The organism is Pseudomonas sp. PDM28, from assembly GCF_019219115.1.
Classification (GTDB): domain Bacteria; phylum Pseudomonadota; class Gammaproteobacteria; order Pseudomonadales; family Pseudomonadaceae; genus Aquipseudomonas; species Aquipseudomonas laurylsulfatiphila.
This window is the reverse complement of record NZ_JAHUWG010000009.1, coordinates 146,607-166,873: the sequence shown is the minus strand read 5'-3', so window position 1 is coordinate 166,873 and position 20,267 is coordinate 146,607. Positions and strand designations below refer to the sequence as shown.

The following is a 20,267-nucleotide window of genomic DNA, read 5'->3' as shown; positions in this document are numbered from 1 at the left end:
TCGTGCAACGCATATCCGGAAACAAATTAAAGCGCCCTGCCCTGTCAAAAACGCAAACGCCCCGAACCGGTCGGGGCGCTGCGAAGTCACCTTAAATGAACCACACCGTCACTTCTCGGCGCGTTCCTTTAGGGCTTTCAAGGTATTGAACGGGGCATCCACCACGAACTTGTTGGCCACCATCGACGGCACGCTGCCGCCCGGTTCGGTGTGCACCTGATAGGTCACTTCGATCTGGTCGCCCTTGGGTACGAACTTCCAGAAACCGTCGACCTTGGCGACCCGGACGAAGCCTTTTTCTTCAGGAAGGTATTTCGGTACGCCTTCGAGCTTGCGGGTCAGGCTGCCATCGGCACCTTCGGTGGTGGTGATGTGCAGCACCGAATCACGCGGAGTCACCGGCCATGGGGTGTTGAATTGAGTGTAGGTCCAGCTCTGGTCACCTTCGTGCTTGAGCAGCTTCTGCGTTTTGCATTCGTGAATCCAGGCGCAGGCTCCGGACACGTCATCCTGCAACGCACGCAGCTTGGCGATGGTGGTTTTCATCAGCGTAACGCCCTGGTAAGCCTTGTAGTCAGACCCGGCCACTTCACTCAGGGAGATCTTGATGCCGTCTTCGTCTTTCTTGACTTTCCAGTCTTCGGCCTGGGCCGTCGAGGTAGCCAGCACAACCGTCAAACCACACAGCACAGCCATACGATGCAGCGAACCCATAGTCTTATTCCTTATTGTTGAAGTTCCGTTCGTTGGGACACATCACGCCGCCGTCATTTGCTCCCACCAGCCAATCAACCGGATGGCCTCTTCGCTGCTACTTCCGCACACCTCGGGGTCGGCCTCGAAGGCAGAACACACCGCCGGCCGTTCCGGCTGGCCGAAAATATTGCACAGGTTATCGGCGGAAAGTTGCAGGCAACGCTGCCCCGCGGGCTTGCCGTTAGGCATACCGGGGATCGGTGAACTGATGGACGGGGCAATGCAACAAGCGCCACAGCCCTCACGGCATTTCATGACGACAAGCTCCTCGCGACGAGCAATGTGTAAAAGGACGGGGCACAGAGTACCCGCTAAAACAGTTGTTTTAAAATACCTGCGAGCGGGTTTTTCCGCGCAAACGGGCATGACCGACCAGTCTCCGACAAAGCGTCTGTTCTGCGGCTTGCCAATCTTGTTGGTGTTACTGCTTGAATTCGAAATCCAGTGCCGCGCCTTCAACCTCGCGGCGCTCTTCATTGCGCAGTTGCAACTGCATTTCATTGCTGAGCAGGCGGCCGTTGAGCTGGAACGGGCTGCTGCCGCTTTTGTCACCGAACATCTGGGGTAACAGCGGTTCGCGCTTGGACAACGGCACCGTTCCGACCGGCTTGAGCTCCTGAACCATATCCTTGGGCAAGCTCAGGTCCAGCTTGGCGGATGGCAGCTCGGTCCTTACCACTTCGCTGGCCGGTTTCGATTTGGAAGCAATGGGTGGGCGTTTTTTCGCGGGCGTCGCCGGTTTACTGGCCGGTGAGGCTTTTTTTGCGGGTGCGGTTTCTATCGGTGCGACGTGGAAACTGCCGGTGGCCTGCTGATCCTGCTCGGCGGCCGCAACGAAGGATACCGGCTGAATACTCGCAATCAGGCAGAGCAAAAGCCAGGCGGCAGGAAAAATCGGTTTCATGTATCCAACGGTGGTGCAATCGGCAGAGGTGCCTATGCTCGCCTGTTGCAGCCCACAAGACAAGCGCAGTAGCAGACTGTTACAAACCGCCAGCCATCTCCTGGCAGAGTTGGGTGGCCAGCATGCCAAGGGTCATCAACGCGCGCTCGGCCTCACGATTCCAGGGCGTGCCGCAATTGAGGCGAATGCAGTGATTGAATTGCTCGGTATTACTGAAGATCAGCCCGGGCGCAATACTGATGCCCTGCTGCAATGCCCGCACGTGCAACTCCTGGGTGTTGACCCGCCCCGGCAAACTCACCCACAGAATGAAGCCACCGGTAGGCCGGGTCATCTGCGTGCCTTCCGGGAAATACTGCTGCACGGCCAGTTGGAAGGCACTGAGGTTCTTGCGGTACTCCTGACGGATGAAGCGCAAATGCCGGTCATACCCGCCATTTTCCAGGTAAGCGGCGATGCCCATCTGGGTCACGCTGCACGCTGAATGCGTACTGAAGGTCTGCAAGCGCTGGATTTCCTGCTGATACTTGCCGGCAATCATCCAGCCGATCCGCACCCCGGGCGACAGGGTTTTCGAGAAGCTCGAGCAATAGATCACCCGGTCCAGCCGATCATAGGCCTTGAGAGATTTGGTGCGCCCCTGCTCGAACATCAGCTCACCGTAGATATCGTCTTCGACAATCTGGATATCGAAGTCCGACGCCAGGCGCAGCAGTTGTTTCTGCCGTTCTTCAGGCATGGTGCCACCCAACGGATTACTCAGCCGGGTGGTCAGCACCAAGGCCTTGATCGACCATTGATTGGCTGCCAGTTGCAGGGCTTCCAGGCTCATGCCCGTGGCCGGATCGCTGGGGATCTCGATGACCTTGAGGCCCAACAGATCGGCCAGTTGCAGCAACCCGTAATAGGTCGGCGACTCGGCTGCGATCAGATCGCCCGGACGGGTCAGCACACGCAAGGACATCTGCAGCGCATCGACGCAGCCGTGGGTGATCACCACTTCCGACGGGTCGACCACCACGCCGGCATCGCGCATGCGAATCGCCACCTGCCGGCGCAACGGCTCGAAACCGGGGCTGAACATATAACTGAAGGCGCGCGGACTATGGAAACGAGTGACTTTGGCCAATTGCTGATGCAGCGCCCGCACCGGTAAATAGTCGACACTCGGCACCGCCGCGCCCAGCGGAAAGACACCTTCACGACGGGATTCGACCAGCACTTGTTGAATGATGCTGCTACGGGTGACCAGGCCGGGGCGCTCGACCCGGGCGATATCCGGCGTCGGCGCCGTGAGTGCCGGCGTCTGGTGCACGTAGTAACCCGACTGCGGCCGGGCACGGATCAGCCCCTGATCTTCGAGATTGGCATACGCCTGCAACACCGTCGCATGACTGACATTGAGCTGCGAGCTCATCTTGCGCACCGAAGGCACGCGCTCTCCCGGCTGATAGACCCCACGGCGGATGTCTTCGGCCAGTTGTTGAGCAATACGTTGATAGAGCAAAAGATTGGTCATGACGCAGCACTCGATTTCACGGGCATTTTATTCTTGTGTGAAACAATACCGGAACAGTTTAGAAGTGTACGGGGACAGTTACCACAATAGTCGACCGTACAGTGCAGTGTCAGCAAAATCTGTACTGTTTTGTGCGGTAATCGGCAGGCGTAAAAAAACCCGGCGCTGCATGGCAGGCCGGGTTTTCCATCGACGCACACCCTACCGGGCGGCGCCGAGCTGGCCGTTTTCGTCGGAAAACACAATTTCCACCCGACGGTTCTGCGCACGGCCCCGTTCCGACGCATTCGCGTCCACGGGATACTCGTCGCCATAACCTTCGACCTGGATGCGCTTGTCGTCGATGCCCAGGTCCATCAGCACGTCAGCCACCGACTGTGCGCGGTCGCGAGACAGCTTGAGGTTTTCCTGCTTGCCCCCGGTACTGTCCGTGTAACCTTCGATCCGCACCACACGCTTGGGGTTGAGTTGCAGGAACTGCACGATCTTCAACACCACGCGGTTGGCCGAAGGTTTCAATTCCGCTTCGCCGGTGTCGAACAGCATGTCGCCCAACGTCATCACCAGACCGCGGTCGGTCTGGGAGGTGGTCAATGCCAGGATCTGCTCTTCTAGCCACTTGCCTTGCTGCTGCACACTGAACAGTTTGGACTCACGCAATGCCAGTTGCAGACGCTGGCGTTCCAGTTCGAGTTTTGCCGCTTTTTCTTCGTTGAGCGCCTGATTGGTGTGTTCCCGAGCAATGGCGCTGTAGCGCTGGCTCAGGTAGGCGTAATGCACTACGTCCGAACCACTGCCCCAATAGCTGGACAGGCGATCGGCACGGGCCAGGGACTCACCGGCGCGGATCACGTCCTTGGGGGCGATTCGCAGCACATTGGAGTCTTCCTTGACCTTCTGAAAGTCGGTTCCGGCCTGCTGCAACGCGGTCTCGCTGTGCTGGCTGACGCAACCAGACAGGCTGGCGGCCAGGATCAAACCGCCAAGGGTTTTGCGCTTGAGGCTCATTGAGCATCTCCCAGTTGCTTGTGCAGACGGGCGATGCGGGTGTTAAGCACGTTCAACTGTTCCTCGCTCTTGGCCGTCAGCACCTTGGCCTCAGCCAGGCGCGCATCCAGTTCGGCCTGTTCGGCGCGCATGCGCGCGTTCTTGAACGATTGATCAGTCATGTTGCCCTTGGCGCGGTTGTACTTGTCCTCGGCCAGTTTCATTTCCGGCACATCGTCGGCGGTGGCACCCACGGCCTTGGCCTGTTCGAGTGCCTGTTCGGTCAGGCGCATTTGTTCATTCGGCGCCGGATCGGTTGCACAACCCGCCAGGGCGACAATGGCCACGGCAGCGAAAAGAGGTCGAATACTCACTAAATATCCCTACTGTTTTGGGGTACTGACGGGGTGTTGCGGGGGTTGCTGCGGTTGTGAGCGCTGTGCCTTCCAGCGCTCGATATTGCGCATCAGCACGGCTTCCGTCAGTCCGGACGCGGGCAATTCTGTCATCTTTTTGGCCAACTGTCCGCGCAACCACGGATCGTTGCAGGACGAGTTGTGGGAAATCGCCAGGAACAGGCCAGGCTTGTCGACCGGTTGCGAACGCGCGCTCAGATCACCGGCCATGCCCAGTGCCTGTGCAGTCGCCATGCCCGAGTAACGTCCGGCCAGGACAAATTCGACTTCGCCCAACAACAGTTTCTGAAAGGCCAGGGTCAGGTTGGACGTGCGCGTGAGGGTTAATTGCTGTGCGGCAAAGGTGCCGAATTGCGGGGTCAATCGAGCTTTTTCCGACACGGCACCCGGATGTCCGTGCAGATCTGCTGCTTCGTTGTAGACCAGTGTCGAATCCTTGCGCGTCCAGACCAGGTAGTCGTTTTCCAGCAAGGGTGGATGGATGTAATCCAGGGTTTCCAGCTCACTGACGGTCAACGTCGCGTCCGCCAGCATGTCCATGCGTCCGCTGCGTACTTCATCCAGGGCCTGGGCGCGTTTGCCGGCATACAGCAGTTCGACCTTGAGCCCCAACTCCCCCGCCACTTGCTGCAACAAATCGGCACTGGCGCCGATCAGGTGTTTGGGATTCTGCGGGTCTTGCCACAGGTACGGCGGCGCGTCGGGGCTGCCAGTGACCACCAGGCGTTCACATTTGCCTGCGGCGAAAGACAGCGCCGGCAACAGCGTCAATCCCAGCAAGCTCCACACACAGCGCAGATCCATGGCTTCACACTCCACTCAAACCCGGTTATTCCCCTCCTGTAGGAGCGAGCTTGCTCGCGATGGACGTCAATGCGCCGCGTTTTTCCAGAATGAACGCGTCATCGTTAACGCCCATCGCGAGCGAGCTCGCTCCTACAGAGAGCAAAAAAAAGCCCGACCAAAAGGCCGGGCTCTTTATAAGTGAAGCAGCCGGTTTAGACCAGCTTCTCCAGCTCAGGGATGGCTTCGAACAGGTCCGCCACCAGGCCGTAATCGGCCACCTGGAAGATCGGCGCTTCTTCGTCCTTGTTGATCGCAACGATCACTTTGGAGTCTTTCATGCCGGCCAGGTGCTGGATCGCGCCGGAGATACCGACGGCGATGTACAGCTGTGGCGCAACGATCTTGCCGGTCTGACCGACCTGCATGTCGTTCGGAACAAAACCTGCGTCGACCGCGGCGCGCGAAGCACCCACGGCAGCGCCCAGCTTGTCGGCCAGGGCGTACAGGTGTTTGAAGTTGTCGCCGTTCTGCATGCCGCGCCCGCCGGAAACGACGATCTTGGCAGCGGTCAGTTCCGGACGATCGGACTTGGCCAGCTCTTCGCCGACGAAGCTGGAGATGCCAGCGTCGTGGGCAGCAGCAACCGCTTCAACAGCAGCCGAACCACCGTCAGCGGCAACCGGGTCGAAACCGGTGGCACGCACGGTGATCACTTTCACTGCAGCGTTCGATTGAACGGTAGCGATGGCGTTACCGGCGTAGATCGGGCGCTTGAAGGTGTCAGCGCTTTCTACCGAGATGATCTCGGAGATCTGGTCAACGTCCAGTGCAGCGGCAACGCGCGGCAGGATGTTTTTGCCGTTGGAAGTGGCGGCAGCCAGGATGTGGCTGTAGCCCTTGCCCAGTTCGGCAACCAGTGGAGCAACGTTTTCCGGCAGCTGATGCGCGTAAGCGGCATTGTCAGCGTTCAGGACTTTGCTCACGCCAGCGACTTTCGCAGCGGCTTCAGCCACGGCGCCAGCGCCCTGGCCTGCAACCAGCACGTGGATGTCACCACCGATTTTGGCGGCGGCAGCAACGGTGTTCAGTGTGGCCGGGGCCAGCACTTTGTTGTCGTGTTCAGCAATAACCAAGATAGTCATTTAGATTACCTTCGCTTCGTTTTTCAGTTTCTCGACCAGTTCAGCCACCGACTTGACCTTGATACCCGCGCTGCGTGCAGCTGGCGCTTCGACTTTCAGGGTCTTGTTGGTGGAGGCGGTGGAAACGCCCAAAGCGTCCGGAGTCAGCACTTCGAGAGGCTTCTTCTTGGCTTTCATGATGTTTGGCAGAGACGCGTAGCGCGGCTCGTTCAAACGCAGGTCGGTGGTGACGATGGCCGGCAGTTTCAGGGAAACTGTCTGCGCGCCGCCGTCGATTTCGCGAGTCACGGCAACGCTGTCGCCGCTGATTTCGACTTTCGAAGCGAACGTGCCCTGACCGTAGCCGCTCAATGCAGCGAGCATCTGGCCAGTCTGGTTGTTGTCGCTGTCGATGGCTTGTTTGCCAAGGATCACCAGCTGAGGCTGTTCCTTGTCGACAACGGCCTTCAGCAGCTTGGCAACAGCCAGGGAAGTCAGGTCTTCGGCGGACTCGACGAGGATGGCGCGGTCGGCACCCAGAGCCAGCGCGGTGCGCAGTTGCTCTTGAGCAGTGGACGGGCCGACGGAGACGACGACGATTTCAGTCGCAACACCTTTTTCTTTCAGGCGTACGGCTTCTTCCACGGCGATCTCGCAGAACGGGTTCATCGACATCTTGACGTTGGCAAGATCGACGCCGGAATTGTCCGCCTTGACGCGAACCTTGACGTTGTAATCCACAACGCGTTTGACAGCTACAAGAACCTTCATGGATTCCTCGTTACTCTCCGGTGAAAAGAAAGTCGCCTAGGCGAACCTGGCGGTTGATGCTCATCGGGCGCAAGGGCACCTCCAAAAACGCCGGCAAAGGTGTCAAGTGACCATCGCTCATGACCTGGATGACCATTCGTCAGTAGTGACTGACGAGTCATTCAACATCGCGGCGTGTAAACTGCGCATCAAACCCGCGCAGCGCATCACTCTCTACTGCCATCGCCCTGTCTTTAGAGGTGCTCTTGAAACCAACTGCCAGCCTACGGCGAGCGCAAAACCGCCCGTATCTTGACCGGAACGCCTATTCCGGTCAATACGCCAAAATGGCCGTTCATAAGGCGCGTGACTTTGATTTCTCTGGCTTTGAGCCAATTCAAACAAACGTTTGTATTGGACGCTGAGAGTGGTGTAGATATAATGCGCCACCCAAAGAGAAAGGTGGTCAATCGATTGTCCGCTTTCGGCGTTGCGCCGGAATTCATGGATGCGACACCCAACCTCCAAATTAGAAAAAAAACTGTTGAGCCTTGAGTAGGAGATAACCTGTGGAACGCGAATACATGGAATTCGACGTCGTCATCGTCGGTGCCGGCCCCGCTGGTCTTTCCGCCGCCTGCCGCTTGAAGCAGAAGGCCGCCGAAGCCGGTAAGGAAATCAGCGTCTGCGTGGTCGAAAAAGGCTCCGAAGTCGGTGCTCACATTCTGTCCGGTGCCGTGTTCGAACCACGCGCCCTGAACGAACTGTTCCCGGACTGGAAAGAACTCGGCGCGCCGCTGAACACTCCCGTCACCCGTGACGACATCTTCGTGCTGAAGAACGCTGAAAGCGCGCAGAAAGTTCCAGACTTCTTTGTGCCCAAGACCATGCACAACGAAGGCAACTACATCATCTCCCTGGGCAACCTGTGCCGCTGGCTGGCCCAGCAGGCCGAGAACCTGGGCGTGGAAATCTACCCGGGTTTCGCCGCTCAGGAAGCGCTGATCGATGAGAACGGCGTAGTTCGCGGGATCATCACCGGCGACCTGGGCGTTGACCGCGAAGGCAACCCGAAAGAAGGCCTGTACACCCCGGGCATGGAACTGCGCGGCAAATACACACTGTTCGCCGAAGGTTGCCGTGGCCACATCGGCAAGCAACTGATCAAGCGCTTCAACCTCGACAGCGATGCCGACGCCCAGCACTACGGCATCGGCCTGAAGGAAATCTGGGAAGTCGACCCGGCCAAACACCAGCCAGGCCTGGTGGTGCACACCGCCGGTTGGCCGATGGACATCATGGGCACCGAGAACACCGGTGGCTCGTTCCTCTATCACCTGGAAAACAACCAGGTCGTCGTCGGCCTGATCGTCGACCTGTCCTACAGCAACACCTACCTGTCGCCGTTCGACGAGTTCCAGCGCCTCAAGCATCACCCGGTGCTCAAGCAGTACCTGGAAGGCGGCAAGCGCATCAGCTACGGCGCTCGCGCCATCTGCAAGGGTGGCCTGAACTCGCTGCCGAAGATGGTCTTCAAGGGCGGCGCGCTGATCGGTTGCGACCTCGGCACCCTGAACTTCGCCAAGATCAAGGGCAGCCACACCGCGATGAAGTCCGGCATGCTCGCCGCTGAATCGGTGGCTGACGCGCTGTTCGCCGAGAAGGACGGCAGCGAAGAGCTGACCGCCTACGTCGACGCGTTCAAGAAGAGCTGGCTCTACGACGAACTGTTCGCCAGCCGCAACTTCGGCCCGGCGATCCACAAGTTCGGCGCCATCGTCGGTGGCGGCTTCAACTGGCTGGACCAGAACATCTTCGGCGGCAAACTGCCGTTCACCCTGCACGACACCAAGCCGGACTACGCTTGCCTGAAACTGGCGGCCGACTGCAAGAAGATCGACTACCCGAAACCGGACGGCAAGATCAGCTTCGACAAACTGAGTTCGGTGTTCATCTCCGGTACCAACCACGAAGAAGAGCAGCCGTGCCACCTGAAGCTGGCCGATCCAAGCATCCCGCTGGCCAAGAACCTGCCGCTGTACGATGAACCGGCACAGCGTTACTGCCCGGCCGGCGTGTATGAAGTGATCACCAAGGAAGACGGCGAGAAGCGCTTCCAGATCAACGCCCAGAACTGCGTTCACTGCAAGACCTGCGACATCAAGGACCCTGCACAGAACATCACCTGGGTGACGCCGGAAGGCGCTGGCGGCCCGACTTACCCGAACATGTAAGCCGACCGCTGAACATCAAGGCTCCCGAATGGGGGCCTTTTTGTTGCCAGCGATCCAGGGCATAACACCACTCCCTGTGGGAGCTGGCTTGCCAGCGATGACGGTTCATCATTCAACATTGCCGTCGACTGACCCACCGCTATCGCGGGCAAGCCCGCTCCCACAGTGTTCTGCGTTTAAACCTTGAGGCCCAGCTCCGCCGAGAGCCGCGCCGTAACACCCTTGATCAACGGAATCAGCTCGGCCATTTTTTCCAGCGGCATGTACGGCACGGTACTGGCGATGCTGATGCCGGCAACGATGCGCTTGCTGGCATCGCGCACCGGCGCCGCCACGCAACGGATCGACGGCTCGTTATCTTCCAGATCGAAGGCATAACCGCCGGCCACGTACTCGACCATGCGCTGCTCGAACTGTTCCCAGGATTGCTCCGGGTGCTGCGGCCAGAATTGGTTTTTCCCACCCTCCGGCAGGCTGGCTTGGTACAGGCGCTGCCACTCTTGCGGCGAATCGTCGAGCATCAGCGCCTTGCCGATCCCGGTGCGCGCCAGCGGCATGCGATGGCCGACCCGTGAGCGCATTTCCGGGCCATTGCGCCCCGGGTTCTTGTGCAGGTACAGCACTTCGTCGCCTTCACGGATCGCCAGGTGAATGGTGTCGCCGGTCAGCGCCGACAACTCATCCAGATACGGACCCGCCAGGGTCACCAACGGCAATTCTTCACGAGCCTGAAAGCCCAACTCGATCAGCTTCGGCCCCAGCAGATAACCGACTTGCGGCACCACCCGCAGGTAACGCTCGTCCACCAGGCAACTGGCCAGGCGATGGGTGGTGCTGCGCGTGGTGCCGATCAGCCGGGCGATTTCCTTGAGGTCGCGGGCGCCGCTGGCCACGGCATGAACCACTCCCAAACCGCGAAGCAGGGTCTGGGTGCCGGTCGGTGCGGCGTCCTTGGCGATTTTTGGGGCGTCTTCCTGCATATCCAGCCTTTACCGTTGAGCGAGTGAACGGGCGGCATTATGGTCGCCCGCGTGCCACGACTACAACTTGATACGCTCGACCTTGCCCACCAGCAAGATGTAAGACAGTGCGCCAATCAATGCCAGCACCGAGATGTAGGTGATCGCCGGAGCAAAGGAATCACCCGTCGCGAGGAAGCCGATCACGATCGGCGTGGCAATGGCCGACAGGTTGCCGATGAAGTTGAACACCCCGCCGGTCAGCCCGAGCAAACGCGCCGGGGCGAGCGTCGACACCAGAGACCAGGTGATCGAAGCCAGGCCGTTGCCGAAAAATGCCAGCGCGAGGAAGGCAATCACCAACGGCGTCGACTCAACGAAATTGGCGCCGATGATCGAGGTGGAAATCAGCAAGCCGCTGATGATCGGCAACTTGCGGGCGAACCCTACCGTGTAACCGCGACGGATCAAAAAGTCCGAGAAGAAACCGGAACACAGTACGCCGACAAAGGCCGCGAGAAACGGCAACGACGCCAGCAGGCCGGACTTGATGAAGTCCATGCCGCGGTATTTCACCAGGTAGGTCGGGAACCACGTCAAGAAAAACCACAGGGTCGAATTGAGGCAGAACTGGCCGAGGTAGATGCCCCAGAGCTTGCGCTTGGTCAGGACAATGCCAAGGTCAGTCCAGCTGAATTTGGCTTTGACCTTGGCCTGTTCGGCCTGGATATCCACCAGCCCGCCGCCCTCGCGGATCAGGTCAATCTCTGCGTCATTGGCGCCTTTGAAGTCCCGCGGCTCGCGATACACCGCGTACCAGATCACTGCCCAAAGAATGCCGACCGCGCCGGTGGTGACGAACACCATGTGCCAGCCGAATTCGTGCTGCAGCCAGGCCAGCACCGGTGTCAGGAAGGCCAGGCCGACGAATTGCCCGGAGGTGTAGAAACCGATGGCCGTGGCACGCTCGCGCTCGGGGAACCAGGTGGTGACCACGCGGCTGTTGATCGGATAGGCCGGCGCTTCCAGGGCCCCGACCGCCATGCGCAGCACGAACAGCGCGATGAAGCTGCCGGCGAAGCCGAGCATCACGGTGGCAATCGACCACAGCAGCAGCGCTGCCGTGTAAAGAATGCGTGGCGGTACCCGGTCTACCAGCCAGCCGCCGGGGATCTGCATGGCGGCGTAGGTCCAGCCGAAGGCAGAGAAGATCAGGCCGACATGAATCGGGTCGATGCCCAGGTCACTGGTCAGTGCCGGGGCGGCAATCGACAGGTTGCTGCGGTCCAGGTAGTTGATCACCACGGTGATGAACAACAGCACCATGATGAAAAAACGCTTGCGGCTGGGCGTCACCAACGACGCCTGCCCGGTGAGGGTTTGCGGTTGCATGGGGGGGGTGCCTCTTCTTATGGTTATTGAGGTCGGCCTGTGGCCTTGCACCGAACCCTGTGGGAGCTGGCTTGCCAGCGATAGCGGTGGAACTGTCACATCAATGTTGAATGTGCTGCCGTCATCGCTGGCAAGCCAGCTCCCACAGGGTTATTGGTGAATCAGAACCGGATCACCACTCGGCAAAACTGCCGTCGGCATGGCGCCAGATCGGGTTGCGCCAACGGTGGCCGATGGCGGCGCGTTCGATCACGTATTCCTCGTTGATCTCGATGCCCAGGCCCGGGCCGTTCGGGATCTTCACGAAGCCTTTGTCGTAGTCGAACACCCGTGGGTCTTTCACGTAGTCGAGCAGGTCGTTGCTCTCGTTGTAATGGATGCCCAGGCTCTGCTCCTGGATGAATGCGTTGTAGCAAGCCGCGTCCAGTTGCAGGCAAGCCGCCAGGGCAATCGGCCCCAACGGGCAATGCAGCGCCAGCGCCACGTCGTAGGCTTCGGCCATGTTGGCGATCTTGCGAGTTTCGGTGATACCACCGGCGTGAGACGCATCCGGCTGGATGATGTCGACGTAGCCTTCGCTGAGCACGCGCTTGAAGTCCCAGCGCGAGAACAGGCGCTCACCGAGGGCAATCGGAGTGCTGGTCAGTGGCGCCAACTCTTTCAGCGCTTCGTAGTTTTCGCTGAGCACCGGCTCTTCGATGAACATCAGCTTGTACGGATCAAGCTCCTTCATCAGCACCTTGGCCATGGGCTTGTGCACCCGGCCATGGAAGTCCACGCCGATGCCGACGTTCGGGCCGACCGCATCGCGCACGGCAGCGACGTTGGCCAGGGCCTGGTCGACTTTGTCGAAGGTGTCGAGGAATTGCAGTTCTTCGGTGCCGTTCATTTTCACCGCGGTGAAACCGCGCTCCACCGCTTCCTTGGCTGCACGCGCCGTGTCCGCCGGGCGGTCGCCGCCGATCCACGAATACACGCGAATCTTGTCCCGCACCTGACCACCGAGCAGATCGCTGACCGACACGCCCAGCGCCTTGCCCTTGATGTCCCACAAGGCCTGGTCGATACCCGCCAGGGCGCTCATGTGGATCGCACCGCCACGATAGAAACCGCCGCGATAGAGCACGGTCCAGATGTCTTCGATGTTGCGTGGGTCCTTGCCGATCAGGTAGTCGGACAATTCCTCAACGGCAGCGGCGACGGTTTGGGCGCGGCCTTCTACAACGGGCTCGCCCCAACCGGTGACGCCCTCGTCGGTTTCGACCTTGAGGAAGCACCAGCGTGGCGGAACGATGAAGGTGGTCAGTTTGGTGATTTTCATCTTTGGCTCTCTTATTGGATGCAGCGCTCGCAGCGCCAAAAAGTCTTAGCGAAGGGCTTTCCAGGCAGCGACATAGGCCTTGGCATTGGCCGCCACTTGCTCCGGGGTCATGCCCGGTTTGAACAGACCGGAGCCGAGGCCGAAACCTTTGACGCCCGCGTCGATAAACTCCTGCATGTTGTCCGGGGTGATGCCACCGACCGGCGCCAGGATCGTCCCGGCCGGCAGTACCGCCAGCCAGGCCTTGACGACTGCCGGCCCCATTTGCTCGGCCGGGAACAGCTTGAGGATGTCCGCGCCTTCGGCCAGCGCCGCAAAGGCTTCGGTCGGCGTGGCGACACCGGGCGACAGAGACAGCCCCGCCGCTTTCGCCGCACGCAGGACCTTCGGATCGCTATGGGGCATGACGATCACCTGCCCCCCCGCCGCTTTCACCCGTTCGACCTGTTCCGGGGTCAGCACCGTGCCGGCACCGATCAGGCAATCGGCAGGCAAGGTACTGCGCAGGATGCGGATACTGTCGTACGGTTCAGGGGAATTGAGCGGCACTTCGATGACGCGAAATCCGGCGGCGTACAGGACTTCGCCGATAGCGGCAGCTTCCTGTGGACGCAGGCCGCGCAGAATCGCGATCAGGCCGTTTTGCGCCAGCGCTTGTTTGAGCATGTCAGACCTCCAGGCAGGTTTAACGGGATGCGGTGGACGTGACCAGACCGGCGGCGAGCGCCAGTTGCCACAATCCGCGTTCGGTAGCCTGTTCGGCCAGGCTCACCCGGGCAAAACCGCAGGCGTCGAGCGCACGGCGGTAGCGGGCACAGAGTTGGGTATTGCCGATAAGGATGATCGACGGCAGGTGTACGCTGTTGCGCCGACGTCGCTGGACAATGGCCAGGGCCGACAACTCGTGGCCGATCAGCAGGCCGGACAGGTAATCGGCCTGAGCGGTGGTGCTCAATTCGCCGGTCAAGCCCAGGCTGCGGGCACTGAACAGGGTCGACAGCGGACCGGTTTCACCGTCCGCCGACAACGCGACCTGCACCCCCCTATCAAACGCGTCGCCATCGAAAGACCCGCCACGCTGCTGGGTGCGTCCGAGAATGCTGTGCTCGCTGAGCACGGCGAAGACTTCGCCGGTCATGAAGGTATCGAAATGCACGATGCAACCGTCGGCCACTTCCACCCATTTCGAATGGCTGCCCGGCAGGCCGATCAGCAGGTCCGCGCTCGCCTCGCCCGCCAGGTTTTGCAGTACACCGAGCACCTGGGTTTCTTCGCCGCGCATCACGTTCGGCAGACGCGAACGCTCGATGACGCCGGGCACGATGTGCACATCGACGCCACGCAAGCTGTGCACGGTTTGCAAGGAGGTGCCGAGCGTGGCGACGTTCGCCGGCGTGTCGCGGTAGGCCGCTTCGCACCAGCCCTGGGCGCTACCGACCATGCCACAGGCAATCACCGGCAACTGCGGCTGGGCATCGAGCCAGTCACCGCATGCCTCATCGAAAGCCAGTTCAAAACCGTCGGTGCATTCCCGGCCGCCAATGATTCGCGGCGTCTTGGGCAACTGCATGATCCCCGACGCCAGCGAACGCTGTTCGAGCACCTGCCCGTCTTCAGCCAGTTTGTAAGCACGTAATGAGGTTGTCCCCCAGTCGAGCGCGATCAATTGCGCCTGCATCGCTTCACCTGTTTTGGTTTTTGGCAGTGAGTGAGCGGGACTATAAACCCATGCACCGTAAAATCTCAATATATAAATTAGCATCCCATATATTGAGATAAAGACAAAAAAAACCACCGCCTACGGTAGCTCCCTGGAATGCATTCCCCTGTGGAGCTAGCTTGCTAGCGATGGTCGTCAACGATTAAGCGGAAAACCTGACACCCCGTGGTGCTTTCGATTTCTTCGCGAGCAGGCTCGCTCCTACAGGGGATACGGTTCAACGGCCCTCGGCGAACTCGCGCAATACTTTCCCATCCATCCGATACCGAACCCACTCCTCCTGCGGCTGCGCGCCCAGGGATTTGTAGAAGTCGATGGCCGGCGTATTCCACTCCAGCACGCTCCACTCGAAACGGCCGCAGTCGTTGGCGCAGGCGATCTTCGCCAGATGCCGCAGCAGGGTCTTGCCCGCGCCACCGCCGCGCTGTTCCGGCGTGATGTAAAGGTCTTCGAGGTACAGGCAATTGCTACCCAACCAGGTGGAATAGCTGAAGAAGAACACCGCGAAACCGATGGCTGCACCTTCGCGAAGGCAGATCAGGCCGTGGGCGGTGGCGCCTTCGCTGAACAGGCTGCGCTCGATATCGGCAACGCTGGCGATGACTTCATGGCGGGCACGTTCGTAGTCGGCCAGTTCAGTGATGAACGCGAGGATTTGCGGTGCATCACTGGGGGTCGCCGGGCGGATTTCGATCGTCATGGACGTGCCTTGTCTAAAGTTGAAAACGCCATACTAAGGCGACGCGATATTTGTGGCGAGGGGGCTCGCCCCCGTTGGCCTGCGAAGCAGGCCCTTTCTCAGCGATCGCATTACACCAGAAAGATTCCAGTGTTCTTTTTGGGGTTGCTGCGCAACCCAACGGGGGCAAGCCCCCTCACCACAAGCAAGCCCCCTCGCCACAAAAGCTCCTTGCCAAAAAATGAGGCTTCACTCCGGTCGCCACTAACCCTGGCATCGATAACCTTGGACCTGACATTCGTGCACTGCGTGGTTAGATAGCGGCGCTGCTCACTCATCCGGTCAAGGAACCGCGTCATGCCTACCGCAACACCCCCTGTCTCAAGCAAGTTGTTCGGACTGTTTTGCCTTGCCAGTTACCTGTTGTCATTGTCCTATGGCTCGACCTTCCTGCTGTCGCTGTTGATCGGCGCGCGTGGCGGCAACGAACACGACGCCGGCAGTGTGATTTCGGCGGCGATGCTCAGCACCTTTGCGGCGGTAATCGTTTCCGGTCATTTGTCCGACTTGCTCGGTGCCGCCCGGTCGGTGGCGCTGTTCGGTGTGTTGCTGGTAGCGGCCAGCCTGGGCTTCGCCCTGACCCCGGGCTTCGGCCCTCTGCTGTTGTTTTTCGGCCTGCTGCTGGGCCTGGGTTGGGGCGTGTTCTACACCCTGGGGCCGATCATCGTGGCAAGCCTGGTAACCCCCGCACAGCGCGCCAGATACTTCGCCCTGCTGTCGGGTAGCATGATGACCGGGATCGGCAGTGGTCCACTGCTCGGCCGCACGGCGAGTGCCCTCGGGTATCCGGTGAGCGCTGCGTTTTATCTGGCGGCGCTGGCCAGCCTGGCCGGTGTGCTGCTGTTCTGGCGGCTGCAGCGGACATTGAATCAGGCCCACCTGCCATCGGGCAGCGTGTCGCGGATTTCGTGGCGTGCAGCGGGTCAGGTGTTGTCGTCCAGGGCTGTCTTCCCAATCATCATGGTCGGTCTTGGCGGCTGCGTGTTTGGCGGGCTGTCGAGTTTTCAAACCAGTTATGCCGCAGCGCACTCGCTCGACTACTCGCTGTTCTTCCTCGGCTTCATGGGCGCGGCGATCAGTGGCCGGATGCTGATTGCCGGGTTCGTGGTCAAGCGCGATCCCTTGCGTGCCTCGTGCCTGCTTTCGGGGCTGATGCTGGCATCGATCGTCATGTTCGGTTTTGTCGTCGACAGCAGCTTCAGCTACGTGCTCGCGGCGGTGATGCTCGGGATCGGTTACGGCCTGACCTACTCGGTGATCAACGGCCTGGCCGCCAACGAGGCGCCGACCGGCACCACCGCGCAATCCCTGCTGCTGTTCAGCCTGTCGTACTTCATCGGAGTGTTCGGCTTCCCCTTGCTGGCCGGGAAAATCATCGTCGAGCAAGGCATGGCCACGCTGCTGCTCACCGTGCTGGCGGTTGCTGCGCTCAACTGGTTGATCACCGCAGGCCGATTGATCTGGCGAAGGGCAACAGCGGTCAGGGCATTGACACAGGCCTGAGCCGTCCGTCGTTAACAACGCACCTATCCCGGGCGAGGACGGACTAATCAGGTAAGGACTCTACCCGTTGGAGACAACACCATGATCCTGTCCAGGTTGACCGCCCTCGCCCTCTGCGCCCTGCTGTCTTGCGCCTCGTTCGCCGGGACCCTCGGCTCGAGCACCGGCCCGACCAATCCGGTGGAAAAGCCCAGGGCGCCAGCCATCCAGAGTGCCCCCGGCATGAACACCGATGGCACCACGATTGAACACAACCTGCCTCCGTCCACCGGTACCGACCCGCGCATCCAGGGCAATGACATGGGGCGTCAGGGCGGGGCGGACTTGCCGAACAGAAAAACGCCCGGCAGCGGTGGTCTCGGCTCGAGCACCACCGAGGACGAGGACAGCAACATAAGCCAATAGTGAAGCCAGGATAAATGTACTGAAGCTGATGACCCCTTCGCGAGCAAGCCCGCTCCCACAGGATCTATGCCAGACCAGCACTCAATGTGTGAAGGCAGAACCCTGTGGGAGCGGGCTTGCCCGCGAAGGCGTCGTCATATCCAACATTTACATTTCAGACAGACCTTCGCAGGCAAGCCCGCACCTACAGAGGAAATGTATGTCAGCGCTGCTTCAGTCGGTCAATAACCACCGCCAGCAGCAAGATCGAACCGCGAATCACATACTGATAAAACGTATCGATGTTCTTCAGGTTCATCGCATTCTCGATGATCGCCAGAATCAACACCCCGGCAATCACGTGCCGGATCATGCCGATACCGCCACTCAACGATACCCCGCCCAGTACGCAGGCCGAGATCACAGTCAGTTCAAAACCCTGGCCGATCATCGGTTGGCCGGAGGTCATGCGCGACGCCAGGATCACCCCGGCCAACGCGCCGATCACGCCATGCACGGCAAAGATGATGATCTTGGTCCGGTCGACATTGACCCCGGCCAGCAACGCCGCCTCCTGATTGCCGCCGATGGCCATGGTGTTGCGCCCATAGGTCGTGTAGTTCAGCAGCCAGCCGAAGAACAGGAAGCAGACGATGGTGATCAGGATCGGTACCGGCACGCCGAACATCTGGCCGTTACCGAACACGAAGAACGACTCCTGGGACACCCCCACCGCTTTGCCGTTGGCGAAGATGTAGGCCAGGCCGCGTACAATCTGCATGGTCGCCAGCGTGGTGATCAGCGCGTTGACCCGCAGCTTGGCGATGACGATGCCGTTGATCAGCCCGACGATCAGGCCCATCACCAGCGCTGCACAGACACCGAGAAACACACTGTTGGTGTCGCGCATCACCACCGCCGCAACCACCCCGGCACAGGCAATCACCGAGCCCACCGACAAGTCGAAATGCCCGGACGCCAGGCAATACAGCATGGTGCACGCCGCAATGCCGGTGGTGGAAATCGCCAGGCCCAGGCCACGCATGTTCAGCGGCGACAGGAAGTTGTCGATCATCAGGGTACAGAGCACGAAGATTCCGACGGCCGCCAGCAGCATTACCCAGTCATCTAGAAAACGCCGCATATCCAGCGGTTTGCGTGTAGTCGGCAGGGTGTTGTTTTGGGTTGTCATCATAGTCACCTCTCAGTTCGCCACGCCGTCGGCGCGTTGGCGCGGCAAAGCCAGTTGCAGCAGGTTGGATTCGTTGGCCTGATCGCGGCTCAGTTCGCCACGCAGCGCGCCTTCGCACAGCACCAGGATGCGGTCGGAAATGCCCATGACTTCCATCAAGTCGCTGGACACCACAATCACCGCGATCCCTTCGGCCGCCAGGTTATGGATGATCTGGTAGATCTCGGCCTTGGCACCGATGTCGATGCCGCGGGTCGGTTCGTCGAGCAGCAGCACTTTCATTGGCATCGACAGCCAGCGGCCGAGAATGGCCTTCTGTTGATTGCCGCCGGATAGAAACTTGATCGGCTGCCCGGCGTGTGGGGTTTTCACCTTGAGCGCCTTGATCTGCTGGTCGGCGTTGCCTTTCTCCCACAAGCCACGCAACAGGCAGCCGAAGGTGGAATGGGCGCCGCGGGCGCTGATGTTGATGTTCTCGGCGACACTGGCCAGCGGCAGGATGCCTTCCTTCTTGCGGTCCTCTGGGCACAACAGGATCCCGGCGGCAATCGCGTCCCGGGGTGAACGCAGCTTCAGTTCATGGCCACGCAGTTTCAGCTGTCCGGCGCTGTTGCGTGCCAGGCCGCTGAGCAGGCGCAACAGTTCGGTGCGACCGGCGCCCACCAACCCGAACAACCCGAGGATCTCGCCTTTGTGCACCTCGAAACTCACGGGCTCGCGTAACCCCGGCCCGAGCAGACCGTCGACCTTGAGTGCCACCGCGCCGCGCTGGCGCGGGCGGTAATCGTAGATGTCCTGGATGTCGCGCCCGACCATGCAGGTGACCAATTGATCATGGGTCAACTCGCTCATGTCATCGAACGTGCACACGTATCGCCCGTCCTTGAACACCGTCACCGCGTTGCAGATGCGGAATACTTCTTCCATGCGGTGGGAGACATAGAGCACCACTTTGCCCTCGTCCCGCAGGCGGCCGATGATCGCCATCAGGCGGTCGATCTCCCGCGCCGAAAGGCTGCTGGTGGGCTCGTCGAAAGCAATCACATGGGCACCACGGGACAGCGCCTTGGCGATCTCCACCAGCTGCCGTTGCCCCAGGGACAGGCGCCCGACTTTCTCCTGCGGGTCAATTTCATCGGCCAGGCCTTTGAGGCAGGCCAGCGCCTGCTGGCGCAGGGTGCCGCGATTGATCAGGCCAAAACTGGCCGGCAGATGCCCGAGAAACAGGTTCTCCGCCACGGTCATTTCCGGCACCAGATGCAGCTCCTGGTGGATCACCGCGACGCCACTGCCGATGCTGTCGGCGGTGGACTTGAAGTCCATCGTCCGCTCGCCGATCTGCAAGGCTCCGCTGCTGGGTATGTAGGCCCCGCCGAGGATTTTCAGCAGCGTCGATTTACCGGCACCGTTCTCGCCCATCAAGGCATGAACCTGCCCCGGATAGGCGACGAAGCTGATGTTGTCCAGCGCCTTCACCCCGGGAAAGGTCTTGCCGATCCCGTTGAAGCGCAAGCTGCCGCTGTGTTGTTGTGTATGTGTTTGCGCGTGCATAACCCACCTCTTCAAACCGGACAGGCAACCTCG

At 60.4% G+C, this 20,267-nt stretch carries 20 protein-coding genes; 3 read left to right on the top strand and 17 right to left on the bottom strand.

Annotated elements, in window-relative coordinates; translation table 11 throughout:
• Positions 1–108 precede the first annotated feature (108 nt).
• From KW841_RS21165 to KW841_RS21125, 9 genes are all read right to left on the bottom strand, one after another.
• The gene (locus tag KW841_RS21165) at positions 109–714 is read right to left on the bottom strand and encodes an START domain-containing protein (protein ID WP_218479630.1); all 606 of its coding nucleotides are present in this window, start codon (positions 712–714) and stop codon (positions 109–111) included.
• Between the two features lie 42 nt (positions 715–756).
• Positions 757–1,011, bottom strand: coding sequence for a YkgJ family cysteine cluster protein (locus tag KW841_RS21160; RefSeq protein WP_116580004.1), 255 nt, complete (start codon positions 1,009–1,011; stop codon positions 757–759).
• Between the two features lie 166 nt (positions 1,012–1,177).
• Positions 1,178–1,660 (bottom strand): translation initiation factor 2, encoded by a 483-nt coding sequence (locus KW841_RS21155; protein WP_218479629.1) that lies wholly within the window; start codon positions 1,658–1,660, stop codon positions 1,178–1,180.
• Between the two features lie 79 nt (positions 1,661–1,739).
• The gene (locus KW841_RS21150; protein WP_007973699.1) at positions 1,740–3,179 is read right to left on the bottom strand and encodes a PLP-dependent aminotransferase family protein; all 1,440 of its coding nucleotides are present in this window, start codon (positions 3,177–3,179) and stop codon (positions 1,740–1,742) included.
• Positions 3,180–3,380: 201 nt separating this feature from the next.
• Positions 3,381–4,187, bottom strand: coding sequence for an OmpA family protein (locus tag KW841_RS21145; RefSeq protein WP_218479628.1), 807 nt, complete (start codon positions 4,185–4,187; stop codon positions 3,381–3,383).
• Positions 4,184–4,540 (bottom strand): DUF4398 domain-containing protein, encoded by a 357-nt coding sequence (locus KW841_RS21140; protein WP_165824753.1) that lies wholly within the window; start codon positions 4,538–4,540, stop codon positions 4,184–4,186. Before KW841_RS21140 ends, KW841_RS21145 begins: the two co-directional genes overlap by 4 nt.
• Positions 4,541–4,549: 9 nt before the next feature.
• The gene (locus tag KW841_RS21135) at positions 4,550–5,386 is read right to left on the bottom strand and encodes an ABC transporter substrate-binding protein (protein WP_218479627.1); all 837 of its coding nucleotides are present in this window, start codon (positions 5,384–5,386) and stop codon (positions 4,550–4,552) included.
• A gap of 194 nt (positions 5,387–5,580) precedes the next feature.
• Positions 5,581–6,510, bottom strand: a complete 930-nt coding sequence (locus tag KW841_RS21130) for an electron transfer flavoprotein subunit alpha/FixB family protein (RefSeq protein WP_218479626.1) — start codon at positions 6,508–6,510, stop codon at positions 5,581–5,583.
• Complete coding sequence (locus tag KW841_RS21125) at positions 6,511–7,260, bottom strand: electron transfer flavoprotein subunit beta/FixA family protein (protein WP_015093946.1); 750 nt, start codon at positions 7,258–7,260, stop codon at positions 6,511–6,513. It lies immediately after the preceding gene.
• 548 nt (positions 7,261–7,808) lie between these two features.
• Between KW841_RS21125 and KW841_RS21120 the strand changes: the two genes are divergently transcribed.
• A complete protein-coding gene (locus KW841_RS21120) occupies positions 7,809–9,473 on the top strand; it encodes an electron transfer flavoprotein-ubiquinone oxidoreductase (protein ID WP_218479625.1) in 1,665 nt (554 codons plus the stop codon).
• Between the two features lie 176 nt (positions 9,474–9,649).
• Here KW841_RS21120 and KW841_RS21115 read toward each other — a convergent pair whose 3' ends face one another.
• The 6 genes from KW841_RS21115 to KW841_RS21090 all read right to left on the bottom strand — a co-directional run bounded on the left by KW841_RS21115 (position 9,650) and on the right by KW841_RS21090 (position 15,565).
• A complete protein-coding gene (locus KW841_RS21115) occupies positions 9,650–10,453 on the bottom strand; it encodes an IclR family transcriptional regulator (RefSeq protein WP_218479624.1) in 804 nt (267 codons plus the stop codon).
• Between the two features lie 60 nt (positions 10,454–10,513).
• On the bottom strand, positions 10,514–11,824 hold the full coding sequence (locus KW841_RS21110) for an MFS transporter (protein ID WP_218479623.1): 1,311 nt from the start codon (positions 11,822–11,824) through the stop codon (positions 10,514–10,516).
• A gap of 172 nt (positions 11,825–11,996) precedes the next feature.
• Positions 11,997–13,145: a galactonate dehydratase gene (gene dgoD / locus KW841_RS21105; protein WP_218479622.1), complete on the bottom strand. Its 1,149-nt coding sequence runs from the start codon at positions 13,143–13,145 to the stop codon at positions 11,997–11,999.
• 45 nt (positions 13,146–13,190) lie between these two features.
• A complete protein-coding gene (locus KW841_RS21100; protein ID WP_218479621.1) occupies positions 13,191–13,811 on the bottom strand; it encodes a 2-dehydro-3-deoxy-6-phosphogalactonate aldolase in 621 nt (206 codons plus the stop codon).
• Positions 13,812–13,830: 19 nt separating this feature from the next.
• Entirely contained in the window at positions 13,831–14,823 is a 993-nt protein-coding gene (locus KW841_RS21095; RefSeq protein ID WP_218479620.1) for a 2-dehydro-3-deoxygalactonokinase, read from the bottom strand.
• Between the two features lie 259 nt (positions 14,824–15,082).
• Positions 15,083–15,565, bottom strand: coding sequence for a GNAT family N-acetyltransferase (locus KW841_RS21090; protein WP_104449001.1), 483 nt, complete (start codon positions 15,563–15,565; stop codon positions 15,083–15,085).
• A 336-nt stretch (positions 15,566–15,901) separates the two neighbouring features.
• Between KW841_RS21090 and KW841_RS21085 the strand changes: the two genes are divergently transcribed.
• Together KW841_RS21085 and KW841_RS21080 are read left to right on the top strand one after the other, a co-directional pair.
• Positions 15,902–17,107 carry an MFS transporter gene (locus KW841_RS21085; protein ID WP_218479619.1) on the top strand — a complete coding sequence of 402 codons (1,206 nt, stop codon included), beginning with the start codon at positions 15,902–15,904 and terminating at the stop codon, positions 17,105–17,107.
• Positions 17,108–17,188: 81 nt separating this feature from the next.
• Entirely contained in the window at positions 17,189–17,512 is a 324-nt protein-coding gene (locus tag KW841_RS21080; protein WP_218479618.1) for a hypothetical protein, read from the top strand.
• A 202-nt stretch (positions 17,513–17,714) separates the two neighbouring features.
• On the opposite strand, the gene araH is transcribed toward KW841_RS21080, so the two are convergent.
• Entirely contained in the window at positions 17,715–18,683 is a 969-nt protein-coding gene (araH, locus tag KW841_RS21075; protein WP_033048066.1) for an L-arabinose ABC transporter permease AraH, read from the bottom strand.
• A gap of 12 nt (positions 18,684–18,695) precedes the next feature.
• Complete coding sequence (gene araG / locus KW841_RS21070; protein ID WP_218479617.1) at positions 18,696–20,234, bottom strand: L-arabinose ABC transporter ATP-binding protein AraG; 1,539 nt, start codon at positions 20,232–20,234, stop codon at positions 18,696–18,698.
• Positions 20,235–20,267: the final 33 nt, after the last annotated feature.